We start from the raw sequence: 16,436 nt of genomic DNA on the forward strand, positions 1-16,436 counted from the left end.
GTGTGGTGGCGGTTTTGTTTTTTTTCTTGCCGGGGGGGGGGGGGGGGGGGGGGGCCCGGGGGGGGGGGGGGGGGGGGGCGGCCCCCCCCCCCCCCCCCCCCGTGGGTTCAGAACTTGAGCAGGTCCCCGCGCCGGGCGCGCACCACGAACAGCGTGCCGAGCCCGCACAGGCAGAGCGCGGCCAGGCCCAGCGTCAGCGCGCTGCTGCCGGTCGAGGCCAGGGGCCCGGAGCCGCCGTCGTCGCCTCCGGAGCCGCCCGAACCGCCCGAGCCGCCGGTGTCACCGCCGCCGGAACCCTCCGACGTGCCGCCGGTGGCGCCGCCGTCGGCGCTCTCCGACTCACTCGGGCTGGGGTCGGGGTCGGGGGCGTCGCCGATACCGAAGACGAACTCGACGAGGTGGCCCTCCGCCGTGTCCTCGGTGAGCGTGAGGGTGTACGAACCGTCCTCCAGCGGGTCCGGCACCTTGAACTCGTAATCGGTGACGGTGCCTTCGGCGTCGGCGGTGGCGTCGGGGAAGGTGGCCTCGCTGCCGGTGAGTACGACCTTGACGGTGGAGTCCGCGGTGTAGCCGCGGGCGGTGACGAGGACGGTCTGCCCGGCGGTGAGCGTCGGGTTGACGTCCAGCGGTGTGCCGTCCTCGTCGGTGACCTCGAGATCGGCCGGGTCCTCGGGGTCCTCGCCCGGCGGGTCCGACGGGTCGCCGGCCTCGGTGACCGTGTAGGTGGTGGCCGGTGACTCGGAGGGGTCGAACACGGCCGGGTCGGTCGGGACGAACTTCGCGGTCAGCGAGTGCGCGCCGGCGGCGAGCGCCGATGTCTTCAGCTCCGCGGCGCCGGCGGCGACGTCGACCGCGCCCAGCACGTCGCTGCCGTCGAGGAACGTCACCTTGCCCGCCGCGTCGGCGGGCGTGACGGCGGCCTTCAGCGTGACCTCGGCCCCGGCGGGGGCGGTGCCCGCCGGTGTCGCGGCCAGGCTCGTGGTGGTCGGTGTGGCGGGGGCGGCCTTGACCGCCCAGGAGTCGCCGGTGACCTGGATCTGGGCGGTGAAGTACTCGGGACCGACGTTGGTGGCGTTACGGCAGAAGAGACGGATCTCGTACGTACCGTCGAGCGATCCGGTGGGGATCGCGTTGCGCAGCCGGGTCTCCAGCGGCGTACCGACGGGGATGTCGGCCGTCAGGGGGCCCTGGTTGTAGGGCGCGCCGACGCTGGTCCGGCCGAGCAGGGCGGTGCCGCCCGTCGAGAGGACCAGGGACAGCTGGAGCTGCGCCGCGTAGTCGGTGGGGCAGGCCGCCCCGGTGCTGACCTTCGGGAAGGTCGGGCTGTCGGCGATCTTGCCCGACGTCGTCGCGAACGTCAGCTCGCCGAGGTTCTCGGCCGCCCGTGCCTGGGGGGCGAGGCCGACGGCGGCGGCGACCGCTGCCAGCAGCAGCGAGCAGCAGAGCAGCAGGGCGGTGACGGCGGACGTGCCGGACCGGGTGTCCGGTAGTGCGGTGCTTCTCATGGCGGGTTGCCCCCCAATGGGACTGTCGATGAGGTGGAGTTGCGGTCTGTGGGAGGTGGTGTGGAGAGCGGTGGCGTGGGGGCCGGTGGGCGGTGGCGTCTCCCGGTGCCGGGATACGCCGTGGAGCCGGGCACCCCTGAGGGGTGCCCGGCCGGTGAGCGGTCAGCTGATGGTGATCAGCTCTCACCCTTGGTGATGGTGCTGCCGCAGTTGTCGACGGTTCCGAAGCCGTACTCCTCGATGACGGACTCCTGGAGGCAGACCTTGGAGTCGCCGTCGACGAACGCGGCGTTGATGGTGGGGTCGGTCAGCTTGGCGGTCGGGACGACGTTGTAGACGTTGCGGTTGAACGGGAAGGCGGTGTTGAGGGTGCCGTCGGCCAGCGTCGGCTGGACACCGTTCACCGAGCCGAGCACGGCGAGGCCGCGACGGTCGATGACGTCGCCGGGCTGGTTGCCCTGGGCGATGTACTGGGCGATGGAGTACGGGGCGATGTCGCCCGCGCTGTCCAGCTCCTCGCCGTTGTGCTCCTGGACGGTGTCGTCGACGCAGGCACCGAAGGTGTCCTCGGTCAGGCCCAGCGCGCCCAGGAAGAAGGAGCGGGTGCCGGAGCCGGCCTGGGGCAGCAGCGGGGTGAGCTCGACGTCGTTGAGCTCGGTGGTCTCACAGGTGTAGATGGACGTGAGCTGGGCGGTCGTCAGCGCCTTGGGCAGCGCGCTGTTGCCGCGGACCGCGAAGGTCACCGCGTCCTTGCCGAACGGGATGAAGGTCAGGTCCGTCGTCGAGCTGTTGGCCACACCGCGCGAGGAGCGCGCGAAGTCGATGCAGCCGGTGTTGTTGTCGATCGCGTTGTTCAGCGCGGTGATACCCGCCGAGGAGCCGTTGGGGCGGGTGATCACACAGTTGGTCGCACGCGTCTTGATGGTCGCCGAGCCGGTGGCGTTGTACGAGGCGATGAGGTCGCCGCCGTCGACGGCGGTGCCCAGGCCGTTCAGGACGTCCTGGGTGGTGTCCGAGCCGACGCCGGCAAGCACCCGGTAGTCACCGGGCGGTACGTCGGCGGAGGCCGGGACGGCCAGGGCGCCGAGCGTGAGGGCGGTGGCGCCGACAAGGGCACCGATACGTGCGCGGGACTTGACGTTCACTTCGGTTCTCCTCCGTGATGACGGATACGAGGAATGGACGGTCAAGCGAAGACACTGAATCGCGAAAACGCGGAATCGCAGTGGCGCAGAATTCTGAATTCTTGGTCCGCCGGCCCGTCGACCGGCCACCGATTACCTTTCCGTATCCGGTGACGGCCGACCACCAACTCATAAGGTTGATCAGGTTACGAGATGATTTCCTAGGTGACTCCTGGAGAGCCCGGCCCTGATTTCCGGGCCGAAAGGCGCAGCAGTATCGGGCCGGAAAGGGCCGCGACGCCGCCCGCGACGAGCACGCCGAGCAGCACCCAGCGGATGATCCCGAGGACGGTGGAGGGGGTCAGCCCGCCGGACTCGGCCACGTTCTGTTTGTCGGGGTCGGGCGGGGTCGCGGAGACCTCGGGCGCCGCCGCGTCCGGGTCGGCGGACCGATCGCCGGAGCCGCCCGCCCCGCCGGAACCGCCGGCCGCGCCGGCCGCGCCCCCGCTGGTAAATCCGTCGCCGGCCATGGAGCCCCCGGCGGAGCCGCCGCCGATCGCGGCGCCGTCGCCGCCACCGGAATCGCCCTCCCCGCCGGCCTCCTCGGCGTTCTGGAGCCGGTCGGCCGCCGCCAGCGCCTGCGTGCGCATCGCCGCGGGCAGCGGCGCGTATCCGGGCGGGAGCTGTCCCGGCGAGACACCGGGTGCCTGGCCGGCGCCCGCCGCGTAGCGGACGAGGCCCGCGTAGTCCTTGCGGTCATCGGCCGGGGTGTTGGTGAACCCGGCCGCGTACACGACCGAGGCCAGCGGGTAGGCACCGCCCTTCGCCGCGCCCGGGTCGGTTCCGAGCACCCCGGGCACGGGGGACTTCTTCATGGCCGCCACACCCGCGAGCAGGGAGCCCGCGGTGGGGGTGACGAACTTGCCGTCGGCGTTGCGCAGGGCCGCCGTCTGGAGGCCGTACCGCGCGGCGGACGCGGCGTCGACGAGCGCGAGGACCATGCGCTGACCGGGCATCGGCGGGGTGTTGACCAGCTTGGCGGGCGAGCCGTTGCCGCCCGCGGAGGGCGTGGTGGTGGCCAGGTTGTTGCCGCGCCGGGTGCGCAGCGCGCCGTCGTGCATGTCCTGGACGTACGGGGCCACCTCGGTGGTGCCGTACTCCAGGGTCTCCTCGCCGATGGTCACCGTCGTCCGGGTCGGGTCCGCCTTGGGGAAGTCCGACAGGGACACGTCGGTGGTCAGACCGATGTCCGCGAAGTACGGATTGATTTTCATGCCCCAGGGGTCCGCGGTGCCCGACAGGAATTCCTTCGCCTCACGGTCCGATCTGAGCCACTGCCATGTCATTCGCGTGGTGTCCGTGTTCGCGAGCTGCACCATGAGACTCATGGGTGGCAGGGACGTCGGTTTCCAGTCCTTGAACTCGGGGTTTATCTCTTTGAATTCCGGGTCGTGGAAAAGACTCAGCGGATTGTCCTTGACATGCTCCGGAATATCCCGGCGGGCGCGTGTCACATCCTTCTGGTACGAGGAGGTGAGCAGTTTCGCGAGCAGTCTCGGGGTGAGTCTCATCGACTCCAGCTCCCCGGAGCCCGGCATCTCGACGAAGAAGCCGACCGCGAGTCCGCTGATCGCGACCGGCGCGTGGACCACGTCGGGTCCGTCGGCCGGCGCCTGTAGCGGATCGACGGTGAAGGCGAGTCCGGGCGCGCCGCTGACCGCGCGGGAGATCGTGTCCCTGGCGCCGCCCTCACCGCTCTGGCTGAAGGCGAACTTCGCGCCGCCGGGGGACGTGCAGACGGCGGGCTGCCACGACGAGATGGCGTCGGTCACCAGCTCGGAGCCGGTCACCCGGCGCTCCGCCCGGTCGGCGGGACAGCTGTTGCCGACGGGCAGGAAGTCGAGCGGGACGACCATCCGCTGCGCCCAGTTGGAGGCGGTGAGCGGGGAGGACTGGAGCCGGTTGCCCTGGCCGGTCGTGCCGTCGACGTCGTGCTCGCCGCGCGGCACGATCACCAGCCAGCAGCCCCGCCCCTTGACGGTGCCTCCCTGCTTCACGGGAGCGCCGCAGCCGAGCTGGTCGGCCTCCTGGTCGGTGTACATCGGGAAGGTGAACTCGCCCGTGCCGTCCGCGTGCGTGATCGCGTACGGCTCCTCGTTGGTGTTGAGGTTTCCGAAGTAGGTCCAGTCGCGTGAACCGGTGGTCGGCGCCTCGCCGTTGGCGGGGCGGAACGGTACGTAACTCTCGCCCTGCCCGTTGCCGACGTACTCCGTCTCCGCCGGGTCGGCCGGACCGTCGATCTGTCGCAGCGCGGCCCATCCGCCGCCGTTCTGCGTGATGCCGCTGCCGCCGAACTGGCACTGCTCGCGGCTGGGCCCGGACGGGTCGTCGCCCCAGCACTGCATCAGCTGGAGGTAGTTGTAGTTGAAGCCGGTCTCGGTCGGCCTGGCCCCGGTCCAGGTGACGCGCACACCCTGCGCGCGCAGCTGCTTGGTCTGGTGGACGGTCACCTTGAGGTCGGAGAAGTCGTCGTACGTCCCCTTCCTGCCGGTCACCGTCACGGCGGAGCCTGCCGGTGCCGCCTGCGCGGACGTGGCGGCGGGCAGCGGGAGCAGCGCCACCACGAGGGCGGCGAACAGCGCGGCGATGCCCGTCGTCGTCCGGATGCGTACAGCCGTGGGCCTGCTCATCGGAAGCCTTCCTTGCGTCGGGTGCGCGCGGCCAGGGCGCGTGCGGTGAGCGGCGGGCCGACGACCACGCCGAGCAGCAGGACCGCGGACAGGGCCATGAGGACGCCGCGCAGACCGCCGGATTCACCCGAGGCGAGCGTGACGGGGTTGGCCACGACCGAGGAGTCTCCGGCGGAGCCGTCGCTGATCAGTTCGCCGGTGTCGGGGTCGATGGCACCGCCGGCCGCGCTGCCCGCCGTCTCGCCGGAGGCTCCGCCGGCGCCCGTGGCGCCCTCGGTGGAGCCGCCCGACGCGCCCGCGGTCGCGGCACCGCCCGAGGCGCCGCCCGTGCCGGTGCCCCCGGTGCCGCCGCCGGTGGAGGAGCCGCCCGTGCCGCCGCCGTCGCCGCTGCCCGACGCGCCGGGCTTCACGGATGTCTTCTCCTTGGCGCCCGCCGTACCGTCCGCGCACTGCGTCGGACCGCGCTTGTCGCACGCCTTGGGGTAAGGGGCGTTCTTGGCAAGGGTGTTGGAGCCGTCCGCCGAGAAGGTGGGGTTACGGCACTTGGAGATGTCGGTGCTGCCGGACGGCGCTCCGGGGATCTTCTTGACCTGCGAGAAGCCGGCCTGGACGAGGTTCTTGGGCAGTGGTGAGTAGCCGAGCTCCTCGGCCTGCTGCTGGCCGTCGCAGAGGAAGTAGTTGGCGAAGGTGCCGAGCGTCTTGCCCTTGGCGGTGGTGAAGGGCTGTTCGGCCTTGGTCGGGATGATCATGTAGCTGTAGCTGGAGAGCGTGTACGTGCGGGCGTCGGCCGAGCGGTAGACGTCGTCGAGGATCTGCGTCAGATAGTTCGGCGAGCTCTTGTCCTGGTTGATACGGGCCTTCATCAGCGCGACGGCGACACTCGACGCGGTCGGCTCGACGTAGTACCCCTTCGCGTTGAGCATCTTCGCCACCGGGAAACCGGTCGTGATCGCGTACGAGTACTCGACGTAGGTGATCGCGCCCTCGGCGTGCCCCTGCTTGGTGAAGCCGGAGACACCGAGCGAACCGGACTTGGCGATGTGCGAGGAGCCGGGCACGACGGGGAAGTACGAGGTCATTCCGCACGGTGTGGACCGGCCTGCCCGGCGGCAGTAGTCGTTCCACAGGCCCCCGTGCTGCTTGGACATCCAGGTGGTCAGCTGCGCCGTCGTACCGGAGCCGTCGGAGCGCACCACCGGGATGACCCGGCGCGCGGGGAGATTGAGCCCGGGGTTGTCGGCGCGGATCTCCGCGGCGTTCCACATGGTGATCTTCCCGGTGAAGATCTTGGTGACGACGTCGCCGGAGAGCCGGAGGTTGGTGACCTTCTTGCCACCGATCTTGAGGTTGTACATGAAGGCGGTGCCGCCCGCGACGATCGGCATGTAGGCGTAGCCGCGCTTGGGCGGCGCGTCCGTGGCGCCGGCCTCGGTCAGCCCGTAGGGGATCTCGGAGACGGCGAAGTCGGCGGTGCCGTTCTTGAACTGCTCACGGCCGACCGAGGAGCCGAGCGCCGCGTAGTTGACGGTCATGCCGCTGTTCGACGCGACGTTGCGGCGCCACTGGTCGAGCGCGTTGGAGCTCCACGTGGAGCCCGCGCCGCTGATCTTGGTGTACGAGGCCGCCTCGGCGGCCGGCGGGTGGAGGGCGAGCAGCGCGCAGAGCAACGCGGCTACCGCCATGGTCAGTCGGGAGACGGTGGCCGGTCTCACGGGGCACTCCTTCGGGGTGTACGGGGTGGACTCGGCTGCTTGGTGAGGAACCCGGGGCGGCGGCCGGGCGGCGGAACGGCGTCGGTGGGTCCGGCGGCCGCGCGGGCCGCGAAGCGCTCGGCGTCCTGCCTGGACGCCCGTACCCTGCGGTGTTCCTGACGGCGCGTCAGCTGACCGGGGCCGCGCCCGCCGATGACCCGTGCGATGACGAACAGCAGCAGCACCAGTGCCATGAGCACCGCCGCCGTACCGAACCCGCGCGCGATCATGGTGGGTTCGGGCGACTTGACGAACTCGAAGGTGGCGAGGGGCAGCGAGAGCTGGGGCCCCTCGAACGGGTTGCCGTTGATCTCGGCGGTGAATCCAGCGGTGAGCAGCACCGGCGAGGTCTCACCGACCCCGCGCGCGGTGCCGAGGATGACGGATGTCGTCAGCCCGGAGCGCGCGGTCGGCAGCACCACGTGCCAGACGGTGCGCCAGCGCGAGGTACCGAGCGCGTACGCCGCCTCGCGCAGATTGCCGGGCACCAGCCGGATCACCACGTCGGCGGCCCTGATGATGATCGGCAGCATCATCACGGAGAGCGCGAGGGAGGCCGCGAAGCCGGACCGGTCGAAACCGAGCGCGAGGATGATCGTCGCGTAGATGAACAGACCGGCGACGATGGACGGCAGCGCGGTCATCGCCTCGACGACGGTCCGTACGAACCGGGCGAAGCGGCCCGGCACCTCGTTGAGGAAGACCGCGCAGAGCAGCCCGGTCGGCACCGTGATGGCGAGCGCGATGGTGATCTGCTGGAGGGTGCCGAGGATCGCGTGCAGGATGCCGCCGGTCGTCAGCGGGTCCAGCGGACCCGCCTCGGCCATGTCCTCGGTGAAGAAGTTCAGATGGGGCAGCGCCTTGCGCCCCTCCCACAGCGTGTAGACGACGACGCAGGTGAGCGCCGCGGCCGTCACCAGGCCGAGGCTCTGGATCACGACGGCGGCGATCCGGTCGCGTACGGCGGGTCCCGCCTCGTCGAAGGAGACCAGCAGGCCGTAGAGCAGCAGGAACAGGATGTACGCGACGACCAGGAACCCGACGACACCGCTGAACGGCAGCAGCATGGTGAACATCAGCCCGGTGAGGGACAGAGCGGCGGCGGCCGCGCCCAGCAGCGCGTACACGTCGGTGGCGCGCAGCTGGCTCGGTGAGCGCCGCACCTCCCCCACACGCTGCGCGCGTAGATGCGGACCGGAACTGCCCGGCGCGGCCGGTTTCTCCGGCGCGATGGTCATCTGCGGTGTCCCCTCATCGACTTGTTGACTTCTCTCGGGCGCCCCGGCCCCACGCGTCGGGGTCCCACTCGTCGCGGCGTCGGTCGCCCCGGCCTCGATCGCTCCGGCCTCGCTCGCTCCGGCCTGATTCGCTCCGGTCTCATTCGCTCGAAGCTCCGGAACGGCTGCGGGCGACGATCGACGAGGCGGCGAAGTTGACGACGAGAGTCATCAGGAAGAGCGCGAAGCCCGCGGCCATCAGGGCGGACATGCCGAACTCGCTCGCCTCGCCGTACCGCAGGGCGATCAGCGCCGCGACCGAGCTGGAACCGCTCTGCAGCACATGCCACTGGATCTCGAAGACCGGCGAGATGATCAGATACACGCCGATGGTCTCGCCCAGCGCGCGGCCGAGCCCGAGCATCGTGCCGCCGATCATGCCGCCCTTGCCGAAGGGCAGGACGACGCTGGTGATCATGCCCCAGCGGGTCGCGCCGAGCGCGAACGCGCCCTCGCGCTCGCCGACCGGCGCCTGCGAGAACACCTCGCGCATCACGGAGCACGCGATCGGCGCGACCATCAGCGCGACGACGACACCCGCGATGAGGGTCGACGACGTGTAGACGGTCTCCGGCGCGAGCGGATCGGCCGGATCGGCGCCGTTCACCTTGAAGATCGGGATCCAGCCCAGATAGGTGGCGATCCAGCGCGCGGTGGGCAGGATCTGGCCCTCGAAGAAGAACAGACCCCACAAGCCGTAGACGACCGACGGCACGGCCGCCATCAGGTCCACGATGCCGATCAGCGTCTGGCGCAGCCGGGGCGGCGCGTACTCCGAGATGTAGAGCGCTCCGCCGATCGCCAGCGGTACCGCGACGGTGATCGCGACCAGCGCGATCAGTACGGTCCCGACCAGCACCGCCGCGATGCCGAAGCGGCCGGCGTCCGGTTCCCAGGCCTCGGTCGTCAGGAACGACCAGCCCGCCTTGGAGAGCGCCTGCCAGGCGCGGTAGAGCAGAAACCCGCCCACCATGAGCATGACGGCGAGAACCAGCCCGCCCCCGCCACGGGCGACGCCCCGGAAGACACGGTCGGGCAGGCCCGGGTCCGCGTACAGCCTCCGGGGCGCTTCGGCTTCCGCCCCACTCACTTTTCTGGTCACGCGGCCGACGTTGTCGATACGCGATTGACGTCCGCGCACCGAGATGTGAACGAGGTGTGCCCTAAGGGCAACTTCCCGTAACTTCCACCATCTGGGTGAGCAGGGCGTGGAATCTCTGCCAAGCTGCACGGCAGGTCGAATGCCGTTCGTAGGGACGCGCCGAGACGGCTACCACACCGCCCTCGGCGTCACGTAATAACCACATCCAGCCATTACCTCCCGCCGTGTGCTGCACGGCGCCCGCGAGCTCCGCGCGACCTCGGCACAACGCCTCGAAGGCGCTGCGACATTGTCCGTACTCACCGAACGGCTCCGCCGACACCGCGACCACGCGGCCGTTCTGCGCGATCACCCGCCAGCTGTACGCCCCGTCAGCATCCACGTCTATCCGGCATCGGGCGCCACTCGCGTCCGTTCTGTCCGCTCTGTCGCCGGCGTCCAGGCCACCTGTGTCAGTCATCTCGTCCCCACCCCCGCCGCCCCATCGGAGAGCGGGACGGCAGGCGCAACCTAGTGAGACGGACGTGACAGAAGGCGCCACAAACCCGACAACGCCGTCGGATTTCATCACGAAGTTGCCCTTAGGGCGCTCGCAGTACACCGGGAGCAAGCCCTTTCCTCGTGCGCGGAAGGCGAGTTGGGAACTGGGACCGGCCCGTCGGCCACCGCCTGACCGACGCGACCGCCCGACAACTTCTACAGTGTTGTAGATTTTGATCGGTCCACACCATCGCGCACACCAACGAGCACCGGGAGAAGATCGTGGGAGTTTCCCTCTCCAAAGGCGGCAACGTTTCGCTCAGCAAGGAGGCCCCGGGCCTGACGGCGGTGCTCATCGGCCTGGGCTGGGACGCGCGCAGCACGACCGGCGCCGACTTCGACCTCGACGCGAGCGCGCTGCTGGTCAAGGCGGACGGCAAGGTCCCCTCCGACCAGCACTTCATCTTCTACAACAACCTGAAGAGCCCCGACGGTTCGGTCGAGCACACCGGTGACAACCTCACGGGTGAGGGCGAGGGTGACGACGAGTCGGTGAAGGTCAACCTCGCCGGTGTGCCCGCCGAGGTCGACAAGATCGTCTTCCCGGTCTCGATCCACGAGGCGGAGTCGCGCGGCCAGAGCTTCGGCCAGGTCCGCAACGCCTTCATCCGCGTGGTGAACCAGGACGGTGGCGCCGAACTCGCGCGCTACGACCTGACGGAGGACGCCTCGACGGAGACCGCGATGGTCTTCGGTGAGCTGTACCGCAACGGCGCGGAGTGGAAGTTCCGCGCGGTGGGCCAGGGTTACGCCTCCGGTCTCTCGGGTATCGCCACCGACTTCGGCGTGGGCGTCTGATCTCGGGCACCGCTCGAACGACGGCGAGGCCGCCGGGCCGGGGGGCAGCAAGCGGGCTCCCGGGACCGGCGGCCTCGTCGTGTCGCCGTGTCGTCGTGCCGTGGTGTCGTCGTGTCGCCCCGTCAGGCGGACCGCGGACTCACCGCACCAGACAGGGCCTCTTCGCGTCGAACTCCCACCCAGGGACGAGACAACGCATCCCGGTCGCGTCGTCCCGCGCGCCCAGCCCCTTCTCCCGGTGGAGCTCGTGGGCCGCGAGGAGCCGGTCCATGTCGATGCTGATCCCCAGGCCGGGAGCGTCGGGGACGGCGATCTCGCCGCCCGCTATGCGCGGCGGGGCGGTGGTGAGCCGCTCCAGGCCCTCCTGCCAGATCCAGTGGGTGTCCAGGGCGTTGTAGTCGCCGGGGGCGGCGGCGCCGCAGTGGGTCACCATGGCCAGGGAGATGTCGAAGTGGTTGTTGGAGTGGCAGCCCCAGGTCAGACCGCTCGCCTCGCAGAGCTGGGCGACGCGGACCGACCCCTGCATGGTCCAGAAGTGCGGGTCGGCCAGCGGGATGGACACCGACTGGAGGGCCAGCGCCTGGGTCAGCTGGCGCCAGTCGGTGGCGACCATGTTGGTGGCCGTCGGTAGTCCGGTGGCGCGGCGGAACTCGGCCAGGATCTCCCGCCCCGAGTAGCCGTCCTCGGCGCCGCACGGGTCCTCCGCGTAGGCGAGGGTGCCCACGAGCGGTGAGCACAGCTCGACCGCCTCGCGCAGCGACCACGCCCCGTTGGGGTCGAGTGTGATCCGGGCCTCGGGGAAGCGGTCCTTGAGGGCGCGTACGGCCTTGACCTCCTCGGCGCCCTCCAGGACACCGCCCTTGAGCTTGAAGTCCCGGAAGCCGTACAGGTCGTGGGTGGCCTCGGCCTGGCGGACGATCGCCTCCGGCGTCAGTGCCTCCTCGTGCCGGACGCGGTACCACTCCTCGGCCGCGTCGGGTTCACGGACGTACTCCAGATCGGTCCGGTCGGGGTCGCCGACGTAGAAGAGATAGCCGAGCACCCGCACGGAGTCGCGCTGCTGCCCGTCGCCGAGCAGCGCCGCGACGGGCACGTCCAGATGCTGTCCCAGGAGATCGAGGAGGGCGGACTCGACGGCGGTGACGGCGTGGACCGTCGTCCGCAGGTCGTAGGTCTGACCGCCCCTGCCCCCGGAGTCCCGGCCCGCGAACCGTTCCCCGATCTCGCGCAGGACCCGTTTGAAGTCCCCGACTCCCGCGCCCACGACGAGCGACTCGGCGTCGCGCAGCGTCCGCGTGATCTTCTCCCCGCCCGGCACCTCGCCGAGCCCCGTCCGTCCCTCGGAGTCCTCGATGATCACGACGTTACGGGTGAAGTACGGCCCGTGCGCGCCGGAGAGGTTCAGCTCCATGGAGTCCCGGCCGGCGACCGGGTAGACGGAGAACGCGGTGACGGTCGGCCGGCCGCTCGTGCTCGTACGGGTACGCGTGCTCATGGTCGGCAATCCTTACGGACGAGGGTGTGCGGGCACCAGTCTCCTGGGTCCCCGGTCGCTGGCTTGGGTGCATGCGGGGGAGCCCGTTCAGGCGCGCCGTCTCAGGGCCCCCACCAGGTCCAGGCCCCGGTCGAGGAGCTCCCCCAGGTCCCCGAGGTCCGCCGGGCCGGGGTCGGTGAGGGGGGCGCGTACGGGGCCGACGGGCAGGCCGCGCAGCCGGGCGGCGGCCTTGACCAGGGAGACGGCGTAGCCGGGCACCCGGTCGCGCAGTTCGACGAACGGTACGTAGAAGTCGCGCAGGAGCTTGCTCACCGTGGCCTCGTCACCGTCCCGCAGCGCGGAGAAGAAGGCGTCGGCGATCTCGGGCGCGAAGGCGTGGACGGCGGAGGAGTAGGCGGGGACGCCGACCGTGGCGTACGCGCGCGCCTGGATCTCGGCGGTGGCGGCGCCGTTGAAGAAGAGGAAGCCGTCGGGTGCCGCGAGGGTCAGGCGCTGGAGCCGGTCGAGATCGCTGTGGCCGTCCTTGAGGCCGATGACGGTGGGGATGTCCGCGATCCGGCGGAGGCTCTCGGGGGTGAAGCCGACGGGTCCGCGCTGGTAGGCGACGAGGGGCAGCCGGGTGCCGGCGGCGATCCGGCGCAGTTGCTCGACCAGACCGTCCTGGGTGGCCTCGACCAGATAGTGCGGCATCACCAACAGGGCGTCGGCGCCCGCCTCTTCGGCGATCCGGGCGAAGCGCAGGGCCTGCGCCCAGCCGTAGCCGGTGCCGGCGACCACGGGGAGCCGGCCGGCCGCCACCTCGACGGTGGCCGTGACGACCGTGCGGTACTCGTCCTCGTCCAGCCCGCTGAACTCGCCGGTCCCGCAGGCGGGAAAGACGGCACCGGGCCCGGTGGCCAACTGGGCGGCCAGATAGGCCCGGTAGGCCTTCTCGTCAAGATCGCCGTCCGCCTGGAAACTCGTCAGGGGGAAGGAGAGCACGCCCCTCGTCGTCGCAGCACGGAGCCGCCGGGTCACCTCGTCGGTCTCCACGCTCAGCGCTGCCATGCTTCCGCCCTGCTTTCCCCTAGGAGTATGCCGCATGCCGTCTACGTATGAGAACTCAGGCTAGAACCATGAACAAGACTGGTCAATGGGTCCCCGCCACGGACACGCCGTCCCGGTACCGGCGAGTGCCGGGCCGAGGACCGGCCCCTCCGCTCAAGTGGCCCTCGCCCCAGGGCACTTCAGGGCAGCAGTGGGTCGTCGGCGAGCGTGAGAAGGGCCTGCCCCCCGATACCGAGGGCCAGCGAGAGCACGGCTGCCGTACAGGCGGTGACGGCCGCCGCACGTCCACGTACCGCGTGCGCGGCGGCGGGCGCCGCGCCGGTGGTGACGAAAAGAGGCCCGAGCCAGCGCAGATAGTAGAAGAGGGACGCCACGGTGTTGGCGACGGCAAGGGCGGCGAGCCAGGTCTGGCCGCCGTCGACGCTCGCGCTGAAGACCTCCAGTTTCCCGAGGAACACACCGGTGGGCGGGGTGCCGACCAGACCGAGGAGGCAGACGACGAGGACGGCGGCCAGGCCGGGGCGCGAGCGCGCGAGCCCCCGGTAGTCGGCGAGGGAGCGGGCCCGGGGAAGTTCGGTGAGGACGGCGAAGGCGCCGAGATGGGTGACGGTGTAGGCGGCCAGATAGAACAGCAGGCCCCGCTGGGCGAGTTCGCTGCGGGTGGCGACGGCGACGGCCATCAGGAGATAGCCGACCTGACTGATCGTGGAGTACGCCAGCAGCCGTTTCACGGAGGTCTGGAAGAACGCCGCCAGGTTCCCCAGGGTCATCGTGGCCGCGGCGACGACCGCCACCAGCAGCGGCCAGTTGACGTCGCTGTCGGCGAACGCCTGGTGGAGGAGGCGGTACGCGGCGATCAGGGCGCCGATCTTGGGGAGGGTGGTGACGTACGCGGCGACCGGCGTGGGCGCGCCGTCGGTGACGTCCGGTACCCAGAAGTGGGCGGGGACCGCGCCGATCTTGAAGAGGAGTCCGGCCAGGACGCCGACGAGTCCGACCGCGACCGGTCCGTACGGCGCGCCGGGCAGGGCCTTGCTCAGCGCGCCGTACCCGGTCGTGTGGCCCGCGCCGTACAGCAGGGCCGTACCGGCGAGCATCGTGGTGCCGAGCAGGGCGCCCATCAGGTAGTACTTCAGGGCGGCCTCGGTGCCGCGGGCGTCCCTGGCGAACGCGGCGAGCGCGTACGCGGGCAGGCTCGCCAGCAGATAGCCGGCGAACAGCATCAGCAGGTCGTCGGCGCCGGTCATGGCGAGCGTGCCGGCGCCCGACAGGGACAGCAGGACCCAGTACTCGGTCTCGTTGCGGTGGTCGCGGACGGTCTCCACGGACATGCCGACGATCAGCAGCAGGGCCGTGAGGACGATCAGCCGGCCGATGTCGGTGGCGGTGTCGACGGCGAACGCCGAGGAGAAGACGGTCTGTTCGCGGCCGGTGGCCATGGTGACGGCGGTGGCGGTGAGACCGGCCGTACACGCGGCGGCGACGAGTGCGGCGACGATCCACTGGCGGCGGCGGGGCAGCCAGGAGCCGGTGACCAGGCCGACGACAGCGGCGCCGAGCAGAAGGAGTTCGGGGAGCAGCGCGGTCAGGTTCTGGTTCACCTGGCGACCAGCCCGGTCAGGGTGCGGCCGGCCGGCTCGACGACGTCCAGCAGCCAGCGCGGCGCGACACCGATCACCAGGGCCACGGCGAGCAGGGTCACCGTCGACCACGCCTCGGTGCCCCTCAGATCGGCTACGCCGTCGGCGGGCACGGCCGGTGGCAGCCGGGGCGTACCGAAGAACACGCGCCGCAGCGCGGTCAGGAACAGCGCCGCGGTGATCACGATGCCGGTCACCGCGACGGCCGTGGCGACCGTCTGGGACGCCAGGCTGCCGGTGAGGATCTGGAACTCGGCGATGAATCCGGAGAAGCCGGGGATGCCGAGGGCGGCGAACGCGGCCACGGCCGTGACCGCCGCGAACCGCGGTGTGTGGGCGGCCAGTCCCGAGTAGGCGTCCATCGCGTACGTACGGCCGCGGTCGTACAGCACTCCGGCGAGCAGGAAGAGCGCGCCGGTGATCAGGCCGTGGCTGACCATCTGGGTGAGCGCTCCGGTCACCGCGAGCGACCGGGCCTGGGCGTCGGTTCCGGCGAGCGTCCCGGCGGCGCCGACGGCCAGGACGACATAGCCCATGTGGTTGACGGACGTGTACGCGATCATGCGCTTGAAGTCGGTCTGCGCCAGCGCCACCAGCGCCCCGTACACCACCGACACCGCCCCGACGACCACGATGACCAGCGCGTAGTGGCGCCAGCTCCCCGGCAGCAGCGGCATCGCGATCCGTACGAACCCGTAGGTGCCCATCTTCAGCAGCACCCCGGCCAGGATCGCCGAGCCGGTGGCGGGGGCTTCGGTGTGGGCCGGGGGCAGCCATGTGTGGAACGGCACGGTCGGGGTCTTGACCGCCAGCCCGACGCCGATGGCCAGCAGCACCAGGCCCGCGTACGTCCCCCGGCCGGCGAGCGGGTCGCTCCGGGTGAGGTCGACGATGTCGAAGGTGTGGGGGTCGGCCGCCAGATACAGGCCGATGAAGCCGAGCAGCAGGGCGAGGGAGCCGGTGAAGGTGTAGAGGAAGAACTTCAGGGCGGCGGCGCGGGCACGTTCGCCGTGGCCCCAGCCGGCGATCACGAAGAACATGGCGACGATCGACAGGTCGAAGTAGACGAAGAACAGGATCAGGTCGAGGGCGACGAACAGGCCGACACAGACGGTCTGGAGGAAGAGGAAGAGGCAGACGTAGGAGCGCACCCGCCGCCGTTCGCCGAGCGAGTGGACGGCGACGGCCAGAAAAAGCAGACAGGTCAGCGCCACCAGCGGCAGCGACAGGCCGTCCACACCCACGTGGTAGCCCACGCCGGCGCCGGGGATCCAGCGCGCCCGCTCCTCGTACCGCACCCCCGCGCCGGTCTCGAACCCCGCCCACACCGCGACGACCAGCGCCAGATCGGCGGCGGCGGTGCCGGTCCAGATCCAGAGGTACGCCCTGTCCGGGAGGGTGCGCGGCAGGAGCAGCAGGACCACGCACACCAGCAGGGGCAGGAACGTGACGACGCTCAGCACAGGG

The 16,436-nt window shown here is 70.9% G+C and carries 11 protein-coding genes; 1 reads left to right on the forward strand and 10 read right to left on the reverse strand.

Annotated elements, in window-relative coordinates:
* Positions 1-107: 107 nt before the first annotated feature.
* The 6 genes from ACFWU9_RS31590 to pstC form a co-directional block, all read right to left on the reverse strand.
* Entirely contained in the window at positions 108-1,505 is a 1,398-nt protein-coding gene (locus tag ACFWU9_RS31590) for an Ig-like domain-containing protein (protein WP_384324495.1), read from the reverse strand.
* Positions 1,506-1,681: 176 nt separating this feature from the next.
* The gene (locus tag ACFWU9_RS31595) at positions 1,682-2,650 is read right to left on the reverse strand and encodes a hypothetical protein (RefSeq protein ID WP_384324496.1); all 969 of its coding nucleotides are present in this window, start codon (positions 2,648-2,650) and stop codon (positions 1,682-1,684) included.
* Between the two features lie 200 nt (positions 2,651-2,850).
* Entirely contained in the window at positions 2,851-5,319 is a 2,469-nt protein-coding gene (locus ACFWU9_RS31600; RefSeq protein WP_384324497.1) for a hypothetical protein, read from the reverse strand.
* Positions 5,316-7,031: a phosphate ABC transporter substrate-binding protein PstS gene (pstS, locus tag ACFWU9_RS31605; protein ID WP_384324498.1), complete on the reverse strand. Its 1,716-nt coding sequence runs from the start codon at positions 7,029-7,031 to the stop codon at positions 5,316-5,318. Before pstS ends, ACFWU9_RS31600 begins: the two co-directional genes overlap by 4 nt.
* Positions 7,028-8,308: a phosphate ABC transporter permease PstA gene (gene pstA / locus ACFWU9_RS31610; protein WP_384324499.1), complete on the reverse strand. Its 1,281-nt coding sequence runs from the start codon at positions 8,306-8,308 to the stop codon at positions 7,028-7,030. The genes pstS and pstA overlap by 4 nt, the downstream gene beginning before the upstream one ends.
* A 139-nt stretch (positions 8,309-8,447) precedes the next feature.
* The gene (gene pstC, locus ACFWU9_RS31615) at positions 8,448-9,449 is read right to left on the reverse strand and encodes a phosphate ABC transporter permease subunit PstC (RefSeq protein WP_384324500.1); all 1,002 of its coding nucleotides are present in this window, start codon (positions 9,447-9,449) and stop codon (positions 8,448-8,450) included.
* Positions 9,450-10,211: 762 nt separating this feature from the next.
* On the opposite strand from pstC, the gene ACFWU9_RS31620 reads away from it, so the two are divergent.
* Positions 10,212-10,787 carry a TerD family protein gene (locus tag ACFWU9_RS31620; RefSeq protein ID WP_189109133.1) on the forward strand — a complete coding sequence of 192 codons (576 nt, stop codon included), beginning with the start codon at positions 10,212-10,214 and terminating at the stop codon, positions 10,785-10,787.
* Positions 10,788-10,926: 139 nt separating this feature from the next.
* Here ACFWU9_RS31620 and ACFWU9_RS31625 read toward each other — a convergent pair whose 3' ends face one another.
* The 4 genes from ACFWU9_RS31625 to ACFWU9_RS31640 all read right to left on the reverse strand — a co-directional run bounded on the left by ACFWU9_RS31625 (position 10,927) and on the right by ACFWU9_RS31640 (position 16,432).
* Positions 10,927-12,282, reverse strand: a complete 1,356-nt coding sequence (locus tag ACFWU9_RS31625) for an enolase C-terminal domain-like protein (protein ID WP_384324501.1) — start codon at positions 12,280-12,282, stop codon at positions 10,927-10,929.
* Positions 12,283-12,369: 87 nt separating this feature from the next.
* Positions 12,370-13,329, reverse strand: coding sequence for a 5-dehydro-4-deoxyglucarate dehydratase (locus tag ACFWU9_RS31630; RefSeq protein ID WP_384324502.1), 960 nt, complete (start codon positions 13,327-13,329; stop codon positions 12,370-12,372).
* A gap of 179 nt (positions 13,330-13,508) precedes the next feature.
* The gene (locus tag ACFWU9_RS31635) at positions 13,509-14,930 is read right to left on the reverse strand and encodes an NADH-quinone oxidoreductase subunit N (RefSeq protein ID WP_384324503.1); all 1,422 of its coding nucleotides are present in this window, start codon (positions 14,928-14,930) and stop codon (positions 13,509-13,511) included.
* The gene (locus tag ACFWU9_RS31640; RefSeq protein ID WP_384324504.1) at positions 14,927-16,432 is read right to left on the reverse strand and encodes a NuoM family protein; all 1,506 of its coding nucleotides are present in this window, start codon (positions 16,430-16,432) and stop codon (positions 14,927-14,929) included. The genes ACFWU9_RS31635 and ACFWU9_RS31640 overlap by 4 nt, the downstream gene beginning before the upstream one ends.
* Positions 16,433-16,436: the final 4 nt, after the last annotated feature.

It is taken from the genome of Streptomyces sp. NPDC058653 (assembly GCF_042716895.1).
Lineage (GTDB): Bacteria > Actinomycetota > Actinomycetes > Streptomycetales > Streptomycetaceae > Streptomyces.

What these genes read in the sequence shown, in the direction of transcription:
- ACFWU9_RS31630 (WP_384324502.1), bottom strand. Translation starts at nt 13,329, where the DNA reads ATGGCAGCGCTGAGCGTGGAGACCGACGAGGTGACCCGGCGGCTCCGT.
- pstA (WP_384324499.1), bottom strand. Translation starts at nt 8,308, where the DNA reads ATGACCATCGCGCCGGAGAAACCGGCCGCGCCGGGCAGTTCCGGTCCG.
- ACFWU9_RS31590 (WP_384324495.1), bottom strand. Translation starts at nt 1,505, where the DNA reads ATGAGAAGCACCGCACTACCGGACACCCGGTCCGGCACGTCCGCCGTC.
- ACFWU9_RS31600 (WP_384324497.1), bottom strand. Translation starts at nt 5,319, where the DNA reads ATGAGCAGGCCCACGGCTGTACGCATCCGGACGACGACGGGCATCGCC.
- ACFWU9_RS31625 (WP_384324501.1), bottom strand. Translation starts at nt 12,282, where the DNA reads ATGAGCACGCGTACCCGTACGAGCACGAGCGGCCGGCCGACCGTCACC.